Here is a 17589-nt window from a genome sequence, read left to right as displayed (position 1 = left end):
CGCCTGCAGCTAAACCTATTTGACACGCGCCAACAAGTCCGATTTTCTATCTTACGCTGTATTGGTACCGCGAGAACCGGAGACGTTCCCATGCGCCTGAACACCCTTCCGTTTTTTTCCGCCTGCACCGCCGCGATCTTTTCCATCGCGACGCTCACAACCTCTGTCGCGCAGGCCTGCACGCGGTTCGTCTATCTCGGCGAAAATGATCAGGTGATGACGGCCCGGTCGATGGATTGGAAAACGGATGTCGGAACCAACATCTGGGTCTTCCCCCGCGGCATGGAGCGCTCCGGCGAGGCCGGACCAAATTCGGTCAAATGGACCTCGAAATACGGTAGCGTCATTGCTTCCGGTTATGATATTTCGACGACCGACGGCATGAATGAGGCGGGGCTTGCTGCGAACGTCCTCTGGCTGGTTGAGTCGAGCTATCCCGCCTATGACGGCAAATCGCCGGGCCTGTCCATCGCGGCCTGGGCGCAATACGTGCTCGACAATTTCGCGACGGTGGAAGAGGCCGTCGCTGCACTCGAGAAAAACCCCTTCACAATCGTGACCGACAATGTGCCCGGCGAAGAGCGTCTGGCAACGTTGCACCTTTCCCTTTCGGATGCGAGCGGCGACAGCGCGATCGTTGAATATATCGATGGCAAGCAGGTCATCCATCACGGGCGTCAGTATCAGGTGATGACCAATTCGCCGACCTTCGACCACCAGCTGGCACTCAACGAATATTGGCAGCAGATCGGCGGCACTGTCATGCTGCCGGGCACCAACCGCGCATCGGACCGGTTCGCCCGCGCCTCTTTCTACGCCAACGCCATTCCCAAGAGCGAGAACCCTGTCGAAGCCATCGCCAGCGTCTTCAGCGTGATCCGCAACGTCTCCGTTCCTTACGGCATCACCACACCGGACCAGCCGAATATTTCCTCAACCCGCTGGCGCACGGTGATTGATCACAAACGCAAACTCTATTTCTTCGAATCGGCTCTGACGCCGAATATCTTCTGGATCGACATGACGAAACTCGATCTCTCGAAAGAAACCGGTGCGGTCAAGAAACTCGATCTCGGCCCCAATCAGATCCATATTTATTCGGGTATGGCGAATGAGAGCCTGAAGGACACCAAACCCTTCAAGTTCCTTGGGCTTTGAGGGCGCCGATCGTGCCGCAAGGCATATGAGCAATTGATTGAGAAGGCATGACGCGCCGGACAGAGATCAGAATCTGTCGGTCAGAATTGTGTTTATCCCAATCTGAGCGACCGCTCTCCTCGGAAAGCCCATATCGAAACAGCGCGGCCATCGATCCGGCATCAACCCTGGCGCGAGAGAAATCACTCACCTTCCAGTCATATCCGTGCGGGGCACAAATATCGTCAGCTCCGAGCGGGCTCCCACAATTCCACCGGATTACCTTCCGGATCATGTATCCTTGCGAAGCGCCCCACCTCCGAATCCCATTCGGCGCGGGTTTCAACCTCGACGCCGTCTGCCGTCAGCTTCGCGATAAAAGCATCGAGATCATCCACCCGGAAATTGATCATCCATTGCTGTTCAGCACGACCAAAATATTCGCTATTTCTGGCGAAAGGCCCAAAAATCGTCAACCCAGCCTCCTGATGCCACACGGATTTATGCAGATCATCGATGCCGAGATGTTTTTCATACCATTCGGCCAGACCGGCAGCATCTGCTGCTCTGAAGAATACGCCACCAATTCCAACGACTCTGGCCATGACTTACTCCCTCTCATCGACAACGGAAGGCATGCTGCGCAGTCGCCCCCAAAATATCAAGCAGAACGGCAGTCGTAGAGGCCATTAAGACCGGTGTTGCATAGTGGCTCTGCTCTGCCGAAGCCGCTCTACCGGATCCAAAAGCGCTTTCTTCCCGCTTGCGCGTCAGCGTCGCATGGCCTTTCAAAAAACCTCTTGACCTGAACCATGGTTGAGGTCCTAGAAGTACTGTCACCTTGTTTTCGCAAGGCTTTTTACATGCTCTTGAGCAAACAGTGACAAAGGAACACCCATGGCTTTCCAGCTTCCCGACCTCCCCTACGCCCATGATGCGCTTGCCCACGCGGGCATGTCCGAGGAGACGCTGAAGTTCCATCACGATCTTCACCACAAGGCTTATGTCGATAATCTCAACAAGGCGATATCAGGCACCGAATGGGAAAACAGCAGCCTCGAAGAGATCGTCCGTGGCACCTATGAGAAGGGTGCGGTGGCGCAATCCGGCATTTTCAACAATGCCTCCCAGCACTGGAACCACAATCTCTTCTGGGAAATCATGGGGCCGGAAAACCATGCGATCCCCAAGGTGCTGGAAGAGGCCTTGACGCAGTCCTTCGGCTCGGTCGCGCTGTTCAAGCAGAATTTCGCCCTTGCCGGCGCCTCGCAATTCGGTTCGGGCTGGGCGTGGCTGGTGGTGGATACCGACGGTTCGCTGAAGATCACCCGTACCGAAAACGGGGTCAATCCGCTCTGCTTCGGGCAAAAGGCCCTTCTTGGCTGCGATGTGTGGGAACACAGCTATTATATCGATTTCCGCAACAAGCGCCCGGCTTACCTTGAAAACTTCCTCGACAAACTGGTGAACTGGCAGGCGGTCGCGGCCCGCCTTTGATTTGAGCCCCACCGATCCGACCGGTCCCGCTGCCCTTGAGCGGCCCGCCGGATCAGGCGCAGCCGGACAGCCGCCGTCCGGCTGCAACTCCCTTCGAGCATTCCCATGCCCTATGTCGTTACCGAAAACTGCATCGCCTGCAAATACATGGACTGCGTGGAAGTCTGTCCTGTCGAATGTTTCTATGAAGGCGAGAACATGCTCGTCATTCACCCGGACCAATGTATCGACTGCGGGATATGTGAGCGCGAATGTCCCGCCGCAGCGATCCGGCCGGATACCGAAGCCGGACTGCATGCATGGCTCGACCTCAATCGCCATTATTCCGGCATCTGGCCAAGAGTACACCAGAAAAAGTCACCGCCAGACAACGCCGACATCATGAATGGCGCAGCCGCGAAAATGTCCATCTTTTCGAAAAATCCAGGAGCGGGCGGGTAGCCCGGCACATCATGTCTCACAATCTCAGGCTGATCGATGGCGGTGCGGTTAATCATGCGCATATTCCGCTGAAGTCGTGCTCTTCTCCGACGATCTCCCCGCGTGAATTCAAGGATGTAATGGCCGGCCTCGCCTTCACCGTGGCGGTGGCTGCGGCTTCCCACGCTGGCGAACGGGTCGGGCGCACAATCACATCCTTCATGCCGCTCAGCGCAGAACCGCCGCTTCTGATGGTCTCCATCGACGCCAGCAGCCGCATGGTCGATCTCATCGCAGCGAGCCGACGCTTCTCCGTTGCGGCGCTCGCCAGAGGGCAGGAGGAGATTGCCGATGTCTTTGCGGGCAAGGGAAATCACCCGGACCGGTTCAGCATCGGAGACTGGGATGTCTGGCCGTCAGGAAGCCCCAGACTTGCCGATGCGCTTCTGTCAATGGATTGCGAACTTGTCGGTTCCATCGATGCCGCAGACCACATCCTGTTCGTGGGTGCCATAACCGAAGCAATGTCCGGTCCCTTGCGCAAAGCCCTGCTGTGGAGCGAACGCGCCTATACCGGCACGGCCGCTCCTCGCACGCGCCAAACTTGAATGTAAATCGTTTGTTGGGAATCAATTAAGTTGGCGCAACTATTGCTCTTTCTTGTCTCCAAGGTGATAGTTCAGTTTGGATGCATAAACTATAGGCAGACATTCTGAAGAGCAGCATTGGAGCCGTTGTCCTTGCACATTGACCGGACAATTATCGACGCGATCTTCTGCGGTCGGTTGCGACCTGAAATGCGGCTCGGCGAACAGGAACCGGCGACCTTGTTTAATGTGTCACGCACGGTCGTCCGGCAATCTCTGACACGACTGCAGGCCCGCGGCCTGGTTACGGAGCGACGCGGCTCGCGCGTGCGTCATGATCACCGACATAAGCGATATCGAAACCCAGATGACGGCGCGCATCAAGCACACGCCGCAACTCCATCTGCGGGGGGGCACTCCAGATACGCCCCCGAAAACCTGACGTCATCGGCCGGACGAAAGCGACGGCGAACGCATCGCAGACAACTTTAGTGCAACCGCGAAAACAGGAGAGACAGGCATGGCGTCGATCATAGGATTTCTCAATACGTTTTTTTGGGGCTATGTTCTCATCTACGGATTGCTGGCTGTAGGCGTGTTCTTCACATTTCGCCTGGGCTGCCTGCAGATACGTCATTTTCCGGAGTTTATCCGCGTCGTCATGCGTGCGCCTGAGACGGATTCAGCTGGCATCACGCCGTTCCAGGCGCTTTGCACCAGCCTCGCCTCGCGGGTCGGCACAGGTAATCTGGCGGGCGTTGCGGTTGCAATGACGCTGGGCGGGCCAGGCGCTCTTTTCTGGATGTGGTTGGTGGCAGCACTGGGCATGGCAACAGCCTACGCCGAAAGCACGCTGGCGCAATTGTTCAAGGTTCGCGGGCAAAGCGGCGAGTATCGCGGCGGCCCAGCATTTTATATCGCTCGCGGCCTGAACGCCCCCTGGGCAGCGACAATCTTCGCGGTATGCCTGCTCCTGGTTTTTGGCCTCGTGTTCAACGCGGTGCAGGCAAATTCGATCGCCGAGGCGATGAATGGCGCATTCGGGGTACCCAAGCTTGCCGTTGGTGTCGTGATTGCCATCATTTCCGGTGTGGTCATTTTTGGCGGGATCAAGCAGATCGCACGTTGCGCAGAATATGTAGTCCCCTTCATGGCGGTCGCCTATCTCGGCGTTGCTTTGTACGTTCTGATCGTCAACATCGCGGAGGTGCCCGCGGCATTCATGCTTATCATTAAGAGCGCGTTCGGCTTCGAACAAGCAGTTGGCGGCATTGCCGGCGCAATGCTGAACGGCGTCAAGCGTGGCCTCTTCTCAAACGAGGCCGGCATGGGCTCGGCGCCGAACATTGCCGCAGCTGCGACGCCCAATCCACATCACCCCTCCTCGCAAGGCATGGTGCAGGCGCTTGGCGTCTTCATCGATACGCTATTGATCTGCACCGCAACAGGGCTGATGATCGTGTTGTCCGGGGTGCTTGTGCCGGGCGGTGAGTTGACCGGTACGCCACTAACGCAGGCTGCCTTGACTGCCCATATCGGCGGTGCAGGGCATTACTTCATTGCGATCGCGATCTTCTTCTTCGCCTGGACTTCGGTGCTCGGCAACTATTCCTATGCCGAGAATGCTCTGGTCTATCTTGGATTGGACAACAAGATTGGTTTGACGTCAGCGCGTATCGGCCTGCTGTTGATGGTACTCTGGGGGTCTTACGAAAGCGCCATCACGGTCTTTGACGCTGCCGACGCATCGATGGGCCTGATGGCATCCATCAACCTCGTCGCGATTTGCCTGCTGTCGCCACTGGTCATCAAATTGACACGCGACTACTTCGAACAGAAACAGTCCAAGAACCCGGTCTTTGATCCACATAAGTATCCGGAACTCTCCGGGAAGATCGATGCCGAAATCTGGCACGAGGTCTCCTCATCCCCGATTGCAGAGGTAGGGGTGACCCCGGCCAAAGCTTGATAGCTTCGCGTTCGGGCGATCCGTCCGCAATTTGGAACCGCTCTGCAGCCGCTCCGGGTTTGCTATTTCCTGTAGGGCGGCCAATTAGCCTACGGCACCTAAAGTCAAGAGCGAGCGGCGCGGCTGCGCATGCCGCGCCCAACCATATTTTGCGTAGGCTTATTCGACCACCACCGACAGTGCCGAGCCGGTATAAACCGGCCGCACCTTCACATTGCCCGCATCTATCGTGGCGAATGTCCCGGTCAGACCGTTGGCGGAGATCACGTCAAGCCGCGTGCCCGTGACTGGCGCGCCGCCATCGAAAACGAGCTTCAGCGTTGCGCCATCCAGCACCGCATTGCCCTTGATCCGAAGCTTAGTCTTCTGTGGGTCGACCGCCAGCGTGCCGCCAGACTGGTGATAGTCACCGCCGATGACGACCTGCTTCTCTCCCCCGAGCGAAAGCCTGCCGCCGCTCACCAGCACGCCGCCGGTTCCCAGCGCATTGGCGGAGGACGCCACCAGCGTTCCCTCCCGGACGATCGTGCCGCCGCCGTAGCTGTTATGGCCGCCAAGCGTCAGCGCTCCACTGCCGGATTTGACGAGACGCCCTGCCCCGGCAATATCGTTCGCCCATGTGTCCGCCGCATTGAACCCGCCGGCGGCAGCATCCATCGTCACCTCGACATCGCCGTCAAACGCGCCGTAGCCACCGGCAGCGGCCACCAGATTGATACGGCCCCAGCCATTGCTGTCATCCAGCAGCGGATAACCCGCCTCAATGCCGGTGGAAAACAGCACGGCGCGGCGCTGGGCGGCATTCAGATAGGGCAGACGTGTCTCCAGCAGGACCTCCGCCCCCTTCGGCACCACCATCGGCGCATCGCCTGCGGCCTTGTCGCGGCTGAAGGAATAGGTCATGCGCCGGCGATAATCCGCCCCGTTCTTCGCCGCATCGCCAAATTGGTCGACATCCGGCTTTGCGCCATGGGCGAAATCGATGAGCGACTGACCCTGCGGCAGGCGCTTAGTGAAATAGGCGTGCAAGGCCGCATGCGCGGCTTTCTTCACCTCGGCATTTTTCGGGTCCTGCAACATGGCGGCGGCCATGGCGGTTGCGGTGATGCGGCCGCCGATCACGTCGAGCGGCGAATGCATGCCGGCGACGATGCGGCTCTCGCCGAGTTCGGAGGCCGCCGTCAGCAATTCGGAAAAGCGCTCCGGCACCGCATAGGCGTAAGCGATGGCGGCCAGATAGGCGGCATTGGTGTGCCCGCTCGGAAAACCGCCATCCTTGCCGCGACCGCGGGTTTCACGCACGTATTTCAGCGCCGGCACGATGACGCCACGATCGCTTTCATAGCCTTCAAAGCTGCGGTCACCAATCGTTTCCTTGCCGGTCTCGATCACCTCGCCTTTGTCGTTCATGCGCCAGGGCCGTGGCGAGGAATAGAAATATTTTGCCGGCGAGGTCGTGCCCTCCGGGCCGCGGATCACCTTCATGAAGGCGACGAAATCCTTCAGTTCGCTATCGGCAGCACCCGCCTCGGTGCCCTTGTCGTCTTCCTTGAGAGCGATGACCTCGTTCGGATCGAAATCCGCCCGCGTATGATTGATCGTCGTCGTTGCGCCCGCCCCTTCCCGATACCAGGCGGCAAGCGGCCCCATGCCGTCGATGACGCTGTACCCCTGCGAACGCCGGTCGTTCATATAGGCTTCGAAAGCGGCGGCGCGCGTGCGGTTCTCGCCGGTGACGGACAGCACGTAACGCATGTTTTCCTGCCAGATAGCGGGATCGACGATCTGCACATGGCTGAAATCCGCCGGGCCATCGCCATTGGCACCGCCATCCGCCCATTTTTCATCGCCAAGCGTCCAGATGCGGTTGAAACCGGAGAGGATTTCGATGATCGGATTGTCCCGGTCGTCATAGGCGCGAACCGCCTCACCCTTCTCATTCTTGCCGGTCTGGTTGCGGTAATTGTCGGCAAGCGGCAGCGGATAGGGGGCGACCGGCTCAGGCACCGCGATGGTATAACCCTGACCTGCCAGTGCATTGCTATCGTATGCTTCGGCGCTCGAAACGAGTACCAGCAATGCAACGGAGGCAAGCAGGGCCGAGCGTGCGGAGGGAATGGACGACATCTTCAGTTTGGCCATGACGGAGGATCCTGTGATTTGACGCGTGACGAAAGCAGGCGCGCGCAAAGGTTCGGCGCACCGCGCCGTCAGCTTTAAGCCGGGCATATTGCAGTTTTTTTTCGATATGCTGATCAACATAGATCGCATGTAAGAGAACGGCCGGCAGATGGCGGCGCGATCTGCCCGAAGCTCGCTCCGGGCAGATCGACTTTTTATCTCGAAGCGACGCTCTTATTTCTTGACCGCAACCGCCTCGTTGATCTTTGCGACGTCGTCTTCCAGAACCTTGTAGGTCTGGTCGAGCGTCAATTCGCCGACGATGAGCTGGCTCATGCGCTGCACGATCTGCTGATACATGGCGCTGCCGCCCTTGACGCGTTCGAAATCGCGGGCCGCCTGCGGCACGTTCTTCTTGTTGTCGAGGAACACCCTCATCGCCGCCTTGGCGTCTTCGCTCTTCAGCTTGTATTGCGGATCGACGATCTCTGCGCCAGTCAGGATGACGTAGTTCTCGGCGATTTCCCGCTGCACCTTTTCGGAGCCGAGAAATTCGATGAAGTGCGCCACATCTTCCGGATATTTGGTGCGCTTGAAGCCGACAATGGCGGTGCCGCCGGGCATGGCGTAGCATCCGGCATCGCCGCAGGGCGCATTGATCGCCGTCCATTCGAAATTGTCGCCGATCTTGTTCTGGAACGGATTGACCATCCAGTTACCGGCCAGATAGGTCACGACATTGCCGTTGACGAATTCGTCGCCCATGTTCTTGTACTGCGAACCGCCAGCCGCACCCCACATTTCCTTGGGGAAGCTGCCATTCTGCGTCCAAGAATAGATATCGGCGATGTATTTCCTGGCCGCCTCATCCGGGAAGCTGAACTTGCCGTCCTTCACATAGGTCGAACCGTAAGAAAAGGCGCCGCCAGAGAAACGGTGGCCGGACCGATCCATGGTGAAGGGGATCTGCACGCCGGTCGCCTTGGCGACCCGGGCGGAAGCCTCGACGATCTCGCTGAATTTGGCGGTCGGGCCCGGCAAGGGTTCGCCCGCCTGCTCGAACAGCGTCTTGTTGACGAAGGGCAGGTTCAGCGTCTGCGACGCCATATAACCATTGATCGACTGCGGATCGTTGACATTCGGCAGACGAAGCTGATCGAGGCTCGAACCGTGCAGCTTGGCGAATGCATCCGCATCCTTCATGTAAGGGCGCATGTCGAGATAATAGGGTGCAAGCTGCCAGTCGGTGATCTTGGCGATATCAGGACCTTCGCCGACCGCAAGCTGCACCGGCAGCTGCTTGGAAACCGCATCATAACCCGAAGACACGAAATTGATCTTCACACCTGGATTGGCAGCCTCGAACTCCTTGCTGAGATCGGCCATGCGCTGCACGTACCCCTGGTCGTCATCCGTAAAAAGGAAAGTAATCGTTCGGGTCTCGGCTTGGGCCGTCGCAAGACCGGCGACTGAGGCCACTACGAGGGCGCTGACGCCCGAAAACAATTTCATCATGCTCATCCTCCCAATGAAAATATTTTCATAAATCGAACGGAAGCTCCTCTTCTTAATTCGATTTATAATGTTTTGCGACTTGACAGAATAAACGTCAAGCTGTTTGTTTTGGCGAAATCGCACAAATCGAAGCGAAAGAGCGAAAACAGTTTTGTGAAAATAATTTCATAAAGATCGACGGGAGGCGATCCATTATGACGGATGGGCCATTTGCGGCGAACGCGTCGCAGCCGACATATACCGTTGCAAACGGCGAAACGGTGACCGCATGGATCGTCTCCGATCTGGTAGAGACGTCTTTTCCCGGGACCGCGGCCCCCGCCGAAGACCGCGTGAACTATCGCTTCATCAACGGTTTCGTGGATGTGGGCGACCTGCCCTGCCGCAAGGCCTTCCAGCAGACCATGATCGACCGCGATATCGCACCCGAGAATGGCTTTACGGTTTCGCACCTCAACCTGCCAGGCTCCAACCGCCGCGTCGAATTCACCGGCTTCTGGCATGTTCCCACCCACGTGCAGCGCTGGCTGAAGGGCACATTCCGCAGCGAAGCTGCAAGACAGGCGCATTTTCGGCTGCGCACATGCGGTGGCGTCCGCATCTGGGTCGGCGGCGTCGAACAGGTCCGTTTCGAACCCTTCATCCGCAATGTCGAAAGCAGCCGTGACATCACGCTCGATCTTTCGGCCGGCGATAACGAGGTGCTGCTGCTCTGCGAGGATCTGGCGGAGCGCGACATCATCTGGTTCTTCGAGCTTGAGGTCGTCGACGCCGTGCCGCTGACCGTCGTGCTACCCGTGCCGCTCGACCGCGAGGAGACGAAGCGCCTTGCTGCGCTGGTGCGCGATGTTCACCCGGCGCGGGACGTGTTTTCCGGCTCGGCCCTCGAACTGGTCTTCGGGGCGCCGCCTCCGCACGATCTGCCGGTGCATATCACCGTCAAAAGCCATGGCCATGAGCGCGCCACGCTTGCGGAGGTGAATACGGTGCTGAAAGCGGGGCAAGCCTCGCTGACGATCCCCGAAACGACAGGCATTTCGGATGGGTATCACGGTGTCAAAATCACCATGGGTTCGGAAACGGGAACGGTAACGCGCGTCATCGACGCCGCTTTCATGCATGATATCGCGCCGGAAGCATCCAAAGCCGATATCATTGAGCGAAAAAAGGCAGCGCTTTCCTTCAGCGCCCGCTTCGGCGCCTGGCGCATCGGCCGCGCGCTGGCGATGGTCGCCACCGGCAGCGATGACATCGAGAAGATCGGCGGCATCGTCGATGCGACGCTGCATTCCATTGATCGGCGGGAAGACTGCTCCGATTTCGTCATGATCCCGCTTCTGTGGCTGGTGCGCGCCTATGGTGACCGCCTGCCGGCAGAGATGCGGGCGCGGATCGATGCCTCGATCCTCGGCTATCGCTACTGGGTGGACGAACCGGGCAATGACGTCATGTGGTTCTGGAGCGAGAACCATGTTCTGTGCTTCCACACCAGCCAGTTGCTGGCCGGCGAATATCTGCCGGATGCCGTCTTCGCCGCGTCGGGCCGCACCGGCAAAGAACAGGCGGCGCTGGCGGCCGACCGGCTGGAGCGCTGGTTCGACAGCGTCGAGGCCCATGGGCTGGCCGAATGGAACTCCGCTGCCTATTATCCGGTAGATTTCATCGGCCTTCTCGCCATCGAACATTGGGCAGGACCGGAGCTTGCCGCCCGCGCGCGCTATCAGATCGATCTCATTTTCGAAATGATCGCGCTGCACACGCTTGGCGGCGTTCCCTCCGGTTCGCAAGGGCGGGCTTATGACAAGGAGCTGCGCGCCGGGCCGCTGACGGAACTGGCGCCGTTTGCGCAGGTCGCCTTCGGTCAGGGCTGGCTTAACAATGGCGTCGCCTCGCTACCGATGTTCTGCTGCGGCAACTACCTGCCGCCGGCGCATCTTGCCGCCCTCTCCCAGCTGGAAAGCGGCCGTGCTGTCGAAGCGCGTTATGCGCAGGGGCTGGAGCCCGGCAAGCTCGTACTGTTCAAGAACGAGGCCGCCCAGCTTTCCACCGTTGTCGATCACAAGACCGGCCGCAAGGGTCACCAGCAGCACGTCATGGACATCAAGCTTTCCGGCCACCCCATGGCGCGGCTGTGGGTCAATCATCCCGGTGAGGACGATCCGTGGGGCAGCCAGCGCCCCTCCTATTGGGCGGGAAGCGGCATCCTGCCGCGCGTGGCGCAACATCGCGATCTGGCGATGCTGATCTTCGACACTGAGGATCACCGCAACGACTGGACCCACGCCTATCTCGGCCGCGACGGGCTGGAGGAGGTGCTTGTGGAAGGCAACTGGCTCATCACCCGTTCCGGCCGCGGCTTTGCCGCCCTTTACGCCACGAACGGCCTTGAACCCGTCGCCTCTGGCGCCACCGCCAACCGCGAGATCAGATCACCCGGCCGCCGCGCCGGCTGGGTCGGTGTCATCGGCTGCGGCGACACGCAAGCTTTCGCCCGTTTCCGCGAGAAAATTCTCGCCACGAAGATCACCTTCGATGCCGAAAGCAGGCTGCTCTCAGTCACGCCACCCGGCGGACCGGAACTCACTCTCAACTGGGACGGCGCATTCACCATCGGCGGACAGGCCATGGCCTTCGACCATGACCAGCCACAACCGAAAATCACCTTCAACAGTGCCGACCCAGCTTCGGGCAGCGCTGCAAAACCCTTCTACTCCTAAGCGGAATTGACAGATGAACCAGCCAAGCATGGAAAAAGACACTCTCAGGACGACCATCGACAATGTCGCCGCCGCCTTCAGCCGCCTCAAAGGCATTCAGGAAGGTCTGGTCAGCGGCAGTTCCGACGGCAAGATCCAGTTCGATGAATGGGACTGGGAAGTGGGTGTCGGTCTTTACGGCTTCCTGCGGCGGGCGCTCGCCGCCAACGACCGGAAGGCACTGGACGACCTCGTGACATGGTATGGCTGGCAGATCGACCGTGGCCTGCCGCCGCGCCAGATCAACAGTTCCGCGCCGATGCTGCCGCTCGTCATTCTGACCGAACATGTCGACCGGCCGGATTTCCGGGCGCTGGTGGAGGACTGGGCCGACTGGCTGGTGCATCAATTGCCAAAAACCGAAGATGGCGGCTTCCAGCATGTCGTGAAGGAACGGCTGAATGAAGGTGAGCTCTGGGACGACACACTGTTCATGGCCTGTCTGTTTCTCGCCCGCGCCGGTGTGGTCTGTAAACGTCAGGACTGGATTGACGAAGCCGTCTACCAGTTCATGATCCATGCGCGGTATCTCTCCGACCCCATCACCGGGCTCTGGTATCACGGCTGGACCTTCAACGGGCGCCATAATTTCGCGGACGCCTTCTGGGCGCGCGGCAATTCATGGATCACTGTCGCCATTCCCGAACTCTTCGAACTGGCGCCGACGCTTGCGGGGAAAGACAAGCGTTTCCTCGCCAATGTGCTGGCAAGCCAGGTGCGGTCGCTAAGAAAATATCAGCGCGAAGACGGCATGTTCCATACGTTGCTCGATGACCCGACCTCACCGGTCGAGACATCGGCGACGGCCGGCATCGCCTATGGCATTTTGCGCGGCATCGAGGCCGGCATTCTCGGTGAAGAGAACCGTCCCCATGCGGAACGTGCGCTGAAAGCCGTGCTCGGCAATATCGATGACGAAGGCGTCGTTCACGGCGTCTCCGACGGCACGCCGATGGGCCATGATCTCGATTTCTACCGCCGCATTCCCAACCTGCCCACGCCCTATGGGCAGGCACTGACCATGCTGCTTCTTATCGACGTTTTTCTGAAAAGGCCAAAGGCATCGTGAGCATCATGAACATCAGTCAGGACATCACAGTTGCGGCCAGTGGGCTCGATGCCACGGCGACCATCCAGCAGGCTATCAATGCCGCGTCATCAGCAGGCGGCGGGCGCGTTTCTCTCTCGGCGGGACGGCACGTCAGCGCCGGTCTCCAGCTCAAAAGCGGCGTAGAACTGCACCTTGCCGAAGATGCGGTACTCGTGCCGGTTTCAGACTACGACGCTTACGCGCTGACCCGTGTTTCGGTGATTGCCGAAGACTCCGATCGCGGCATGATCATCGCGAACGGCGCAAGCGATATAGCCGTCACGGGTCCCGGCCGTATCGAGGCCGGCGGTGAAAACTTCATCGTCGGCGACGACAAGGCCATGGGCACCTATGTCCCAGCGAAAAAACGCCCACGCGTGATGGTGCTGGAAAGCTGCCGCAACGTGCGCCTTGAAAACCTCTCCGTCAGTGGTTCGCCGATGTGGACGCTGCATATGGTCGATTGCGAAGACCTTCATTTCCGCAATCTGCGCATCGAAAACGACCGCCGCCTGCCGAATACCGACGGTATTGTGCTCGATGCCTGCCGCCGCGCCTTGATCGAGGATTGCTTCATCTCGACCGCCGATGACGGCATCTGCCTGAAGACCAGCGCCGGGCCGGACGGCAAGGCCGTTGGAGCCTGCGCCGATATCACCGTTCGCCGCTGCACCGTTTCCAGCATGAGCTGCGCGCTGAAGCTCGGCACGGAATCCTTCGGCGATTTCACCGATGTCGTGTTCGAGGATTGCAAAATCGTTCAGTCCAATCGCGGCGTCGGCCTGTTCTCCCGCGATGGCGGCGCAATGCGCAACATCCGCTTTTCAAGGATCGAGACCGAATGCCACGAAACGCCGGGCGGCTTCTGGGGTTCGGGCGAAGCGGTCACCGTCACCGTCGTCGACCGCCGCCCGGAGCGTCAGGCCGGCAGCGTCGACAATCTGATCGTGGAAGACTTGAGCGGCTCCATGGAAGGGGCGATCAACCTCGTCGCCACATCGAAGGCCGGCATTCACAATGTCCGACTGGAGCGCATCACGCTGTCGCAGCAACCCGGCAAGCTCGGCACCGGCCTGCAATACGATCTGCGCCCCACAAATGCGGATATTGCGCCAAGCCCCCATGCCGCCGGCCGCGCCAATGCCTGGACGCAGGATGCTGAGGGCAGGATCGTCGGAATGGAGGATTATCCCGGCGGAATGCCGGCGGTCTATCTTGCCGGCGTGGAAGGATTTGCGGCGCGCAATGTCGCCATCAAAAGAACGACGCCCTTGCCCAAGGGCTGGAACAGCCAAGAGATCGTCGCGACGACGAACTTGCCCGAAGGGAGCAGGTGATGGGAAGTCTGAAACTCGAAAACCTCAACAAGGCGTTCGGCGCCGTTCATGTGCTGCATGACATCGATCTTCAGATCGAGAACGGCGAATTCGTCGTCTTCGTCGGCCCTTCGGGCTGCGGAAAGTCGACGCTGCTGCGCATCATCGCCGGTCTCGAGGACGTCACCTCCGGCACCATCGGCATTGGCGGGCGCGATGTCAGCGCGCTGTCCCCGGCCGAGCGCAAGATCGCCATGGTCTTCCAGTCCTACGCGCTTTACCCGCATATGAGCGTGCGCAAGAACCTTGCCTTCGGCCTGGAAAACCTGCGTTTCAAGCGGGCGGAAATCGAAAGCCGCATCAATGAGGCGGCGCGGATGCTCGCCATCGAGCCCTATCTCGACCGCAAGCCGAAACAGCTTTCCGGCGGCCAGCGCCAGCGTGTCGCCATCGGTCGCGCCATCGTGCGCGAACCGGATATCTTCCTGTTCGACGAGCCGCTTTCCAACCTCGATGCGGCGCTGCGCGTGCAGACGCGTGCCGAAATCACCCGCCTGCATCGCGATATCAAGACGACGATGATCTATGTCACCCACGATCAGGTGGAAGCCATGACCATGGCCGACAAGATCGTGGTGCTGCGAGCCGGGCGCATCGAGCAGGTGGGCAGCCCGCTCGAGCTTTTCGACAATCCGCGCAATCTCTTCGTCGCCGGTTTCCTCGGTTCGCCGCGCATGAACATGCTGAAGGGCACGATCATCAAGGGCAGCGACGGTAGCATCGCCATCGACGCCGGCTACGGTGTGTCGCTGCCCTGCCTTGTCGATCCGGCAGCCGTCAGCTCCGGGCAGGCGGTTCTCGCGGGCATCCGCCCCTCGCATTTCACCGTCTCCGACAATGCCGGCTTGCCCTTCGAGGTGCAGTATCACGAAAGCCTCGGCACCGAGACCTATCTCTACGGCAATCTCCAGGGCGAGAAGGAGCAGATCATCGTGCATCAGGCGGGCCATTTCGCCCCCGCTTCCGGCTCGGTGCTGACGATCATGCCGGCGCGGGAAAAGGTGCATGTCTTCGATCCCGCCACCGAACTGGCGTTGCCGCGCCTGAACAGCGAAGGGAGAGGTTAGCATGGCCAATCCGAAGCTTGCGAGACTGTCCGACCGCGCGCTCGATGCCGTGATGGCGATTGCCGAAGTGCCGCTCAATCTCATCGAGCGGCTGATCGGCAAAAGGCGCATGCCCTATATCTTCCTGATGCCGAACCTCGTTCTTTTCGGCATCTTCACCTTCCTGCCGATTGCGATTGCCGTCGGCTACGCCTTTACCGGCGGCACCGAACTTTTGATTACAGACCGCCCCTTCGTCGGCTTTGAAAATTTCGGCAAGCTGCTGGATTGCCAGAGCTATATGGACCCCGGAAGCTGCCGGGAATCGCTGTTCTGGACGGCAATCTGGAACACGCTGTGGTTCGTCGGCTTCAACGTCATCGCCACGTTGCTGGTCGCACTCATCACCGCGCTCATCCTCAACAGGGCGATTGCCGCGCGCGGTTTCTTTCGCGCCATGTTCTTTTACCCGGTCCTGCTGTCGCCCGTCGTCATCGGCCTCATCTGGAAATGGTTTCTGGACCGCAACGGCCTGCTCAACGCCTTCTTCCAGATGCTCGGCGTGCCGCCGGAAATCTTCCTGCTGGATGTCGGCTGGTCGCGGTTCTTCGTCGTTGTGGTCTCGGTCTGGTTCCACATGGGCTTTTATACGCTGATCCTGCTCGCCGGCCTTCAGGCCATCCCGAAGGACCTCTATGAAGCCGCCGCCATCGACGCCGCCTCACCCCGGCGCACCCTCCTGCGCATTACCCTCCCGCTTCTCGGCCCCAACCTGCTCGTCGTGCTCATCCTCTTGATGATCCGCTCCGTGCAGATCTTTGATGAAGCATGGGTTCTGACCAATGGCGGCGGACCGGGCACGGCCAATACATTCGTGGTGCAATATATCTACCAGATGGCCTTCGGCAGCGATCTGAGGCTCTTCGGCCTGGCATCCGCCGCATCGGTTCTGATGGGCCTTGTGCTTCTTGCACTCACCCTCGTGCAGTTGCGCCTCGGCAAAAAGATGGAGTCCTGACCATGTCCAACGCCGTCTCTTTCCTCACACGCACCCGCCGCCCCGGCCGGATCGGCCTCACCGATATCCTCTCCTGGGTCTGGCTCATCGGCGGCACGCTTGCCGTCCTCATCCCGGTCGTCTGGGCCGCCATGTCATCGCTGAAACCGGAAGCCGAAATCACCCGGTTTCCGCCGAGCCTTCTGCCGCGCGCCGCCGTGCAGGTGGAAGTCCAGGGTTACGACAAACCTCTCAGCCTGTGGAAAGCCCCCATCGACGGTATGGAGCGGGAAATGGCCATGATCCGCCGCATCGGCCTGAAAGCCCAGATGGTCGACCCTGCCAATCCCGGCCCGCCCGTCAGCGTCGATACCCGCGAAATAACGCCCGTCCAGAAACTGACTGTTGCGACGGAGAACTTTACCGATCCGCTCACCCGGTTCAGCTTTTTGACCTTCCTCAAGAACTCGGTCTTCGTCACCTTCGTCGCAACCGTCCTGACGCTGATCGTCAACGCCATGGCCGCCTTTGCGCTGTCGAAATACCGTTTCCGCGGTGAGAAGGCGATCTTCGTGCTGATTATCTCCACGCTCATGATCCCGCTCACCGTCGTCATGGTGCCGGCCTATCTCGTGATCGTCGGCGTCGGCCTCGTCGACAATCTCTGGGGCGTCATCATCCCGACGGTCGCGACGCCGACCGGCGTGTTCCTGCTCAGGCAATATATGCTGACCATTCCCGACGAACTGATCGAGGCGGCTCGCGTCGATGCGGCAAGCGAATTCCGCATATTCTGGCGCATCATCCTGCCGCTGACGGCCCCGGCGCTTGCGGTCCTCGCCATCTTCTCGGTGCTCTGGCGCTGGAACGACTTCCTCTGGCCGCTGATCGTTCTCAGCAGCCGTGAAAACTTCACGCTGCAGGTGGGGCTGAACGCCTTCCAGGGGGAGTTCTCGGTGCAATGGCACTATATTCTGGCCATGACCTTCCTCAGCCTCGCACCCGTCACCGTCGTATTCCTGTTCCTGCAGCGCTACATCACGACAGGCATTGCCGGCACGGGCATGAAATAAAACGA

The 17589-nt window shown here is 59.8% G+C and carries 15 protein-coding genes; 12 read left to right on the top strand and 3 right to left on the bottom strand.

What is annotated here, in order from left to right; genetic code table 11:
* Window positions 1-90: 90 nt before the first annotated feature.
* Window positions 91-1158 carry a linear amide C-N hydrolase gene (locus O9X91_RS18990; protein WP_077983983.1) on the top strand — a complete coding sequence of 356 codons (1068 nt, stop codon included), beginning with the start codon at window positions 91-93 and terminating at the stop codon, window positions 1156-1158.
* A 224-nt stretch (window positions 1159-1382) separates the two neighbouring features.
* Here O9X91_RS18990 and O9X91_RS18985 read toward each other — a convergent pair whose 3' ends face one another.
* The gene (locus tag O9X91_RS18985) at window positions 1383-1742 is read right to left on the bottom strand and encodes a VOC family protein (RefSeq protein ID WP_269833822.1); all 360 of its coding nucleotides are present in this window, start codon (window positions 1740-1742) and stop codon (window positions 1383-1385) included.
* A 292-nt stretch (window positions 1743-2034) separates the two neighbouring features.
* On the opposite strand from O9X91_RS18985, the gene O9X91_RS18980 reads away from it, so the two are divergent.
* From O9X91_RS18980 to O9X91_RS18960, 5 genes are all read left to right on the top strand, one after another.
* Complete coding sequence (locus tag O9X91_RS18980) at window positions 2035-2634, top strand: superoxide dismutase (protein WP_269833821.1); 600 nt, start codon at window positions 2035-2037, stop codon at window positions 2632-2634.
* A 105-nt stretch (window positions 2635-2739) separates the two neighbouring features.
* Complete coding sequence (gene fdxA, locus O9X91_RS18975) at window positions 2740-3075, top strand: ferredoxin FdxA (protein WP_077983987.1); 336 nt, start codon at window positions 2740-2742, stop codon at window positions 3073-3075.
* An 11-nt stretch (window positions 3076-3086) separates the two neighbouring features.
* Complete coding sequence (locus tag O9X91_RS18970; protein ID WP_269833820.1) at window positions 3087-3662, top strand: flavin reductase family protein; 576 nt, start codon at window positions 3087-3089, stop codon at window positions 3660-3662.
* Between the two features lie 117 nt (window positions 3663-3779).
* On the top strand, window positions 3780-4133 hold the full coding sequence (locus O9X91_RS18965; RefSeq protein WP_332909291.1) for a GntR family transcriptional regulator: 354 nt from the start codon (window positions 3780-3782) through the stop codon (window positions 4131-4133).
* Between the two features lie 28 nt (window positions 4134-4161).
* Complete coding sequence (locus O9X91_RS18960) at window positions 4162-5610, top strand: alanine/glycine:cation symporter family protein (protein WP_269833818.1); 1449 nt, start codon at window positions 4162-4164, stop codon at window positions 5608-5610.
* Window positions 5611-5769: 159 nt separating this feature from the next.
* Here the strand turns inward: O9X91_RS18960 and O9X91_RS18955 are convergent, their stop codons facing one another.
* Together O9X91_RS18955 and O9X91_RS18950 are read right to left on the bottom strand one after the other, a co-directional pair.
* Window positions 5770-7752, bottom strand: coding sequence for a phosphatase PAP2 family protein (locus O9X91_RS18955; protein WP_269833817.1), 1983 nt, complete (start codon window positions 7750-7752; stop codon window positions 5770-5772).
* A 213-nt stretch (window positions 7753-7965) separates the two neighbouring features.
* A complete protein-coding gene (locus tag O9X91_RS18950; RefSeq protein ID WP_077984130.1) occupies window positions 7966-9246 on the bottom strand; it encodes an ABC transporter substrate-binding protein in 1281 nt (426 codons plus the stop codon).
* A 194-nt stretch (window positions 9247-9440) separates the two neighbouring features.
* Here O9X91_RS18950 and O9X91_RS18945 point away from each other — a divergent pair, with 194 nt between their 5' ends.
* The 6 genes from O9X91_RS18945 to O9X91_RS18920 are packed head-to-tail and all read left to right on the top strand — an operon-like array spanning window position 9441 to window position 17584.
* Window positions 9441-11963 carry a hypothetical protein gene (locus O9X91_RS18945; protein ID WP_269833816.1) on the top strand — a complete coding sequence of 841 codons (2523 nt, stop codon included), beginning with the start codon at window positions 9441-9443 and terminating at the stop codon, window positions 11961-11963.
* A 13-nt stretch (window positions 11964-11976) separates the two neighbouring features.
* On the top strand, window positions 11977-13071 hold the full coding sequence (gene bglB, locus O9X91_RS18940; protein WP_269833815.1) for a beta-galactosidase BglB: 1095 nt from the start codon (window positions 11977-11979) through the stop codon (window positions 13069-13071).
* Window positions 13072-13076: 5 nt separating this feature from the next.
* Window positions 13077-14429 (top strand): polygalacturonase PglB, encoded by a 1353-nt coding sequence (gene pglB / locus O9X91_RS18935; protein ID WP_269833814.1) that lies wholly within the window; start codon window positions 13077-13079, stop codon window positions 14427-14429.
* The gene (locus O9X91_RS18930; RefSeq protein WP_269833813.1) at window positions 14429-15535 is read left to right on the top strand and encodes an ABC transporter ATP-binding protein; all 1107 of its coding nucleotides are present in this window, start codon (window positions 14429-14431) and stop codon (window positions 15533-15535) included. The genes pglB and O9X91_RS18930 overlap by 1 nt, the downstream gene beginning before the upstream one ends.
* Before the next feature lies 1 nt (window position 15536).
* Window positions 15537-16532, top strand: a complete 996-nt coding sequence (locus O9X91_RS18925) for a carbohydrate ABC transporter permease (protein WP_269833812.1) — start codon at window positions 15537-15539, stop codon at window positions 16530-16532.
* A 2-nt stretch (window positions 16533-16534) separates the two neighbouring features.
* On the top strand, window positions 16535-17584 hold the full coding sequence (locus O9X91_RS18920; protein ID WP_142913080.1) for a carbohydrate ABC transporter permease: 1050 nt from the start codon (window positions 16535-16537) through the stop codon (window positions 17582-17584).
* The last annotated feature ends 5 nt before the right edge of the window (window positions 17585-17589 follow it).

It is taken from the genome of Agrobacterium salinitolerans (assembly GCF_027498475.1).
In the GTDB taxonomy this organism is placed as follows: domain Bacteria; phylum Pseudomonadota; class Alphaproteobacteria; order Rhizobiales; family Rhizobiaceae; genus Agrobacterium; species Agrobacterium salinitolerans.
Note: the sequence above shows the minus strand (reverse complement) of the source record. Positions and strands in the feature narration are given on the sequence as shown.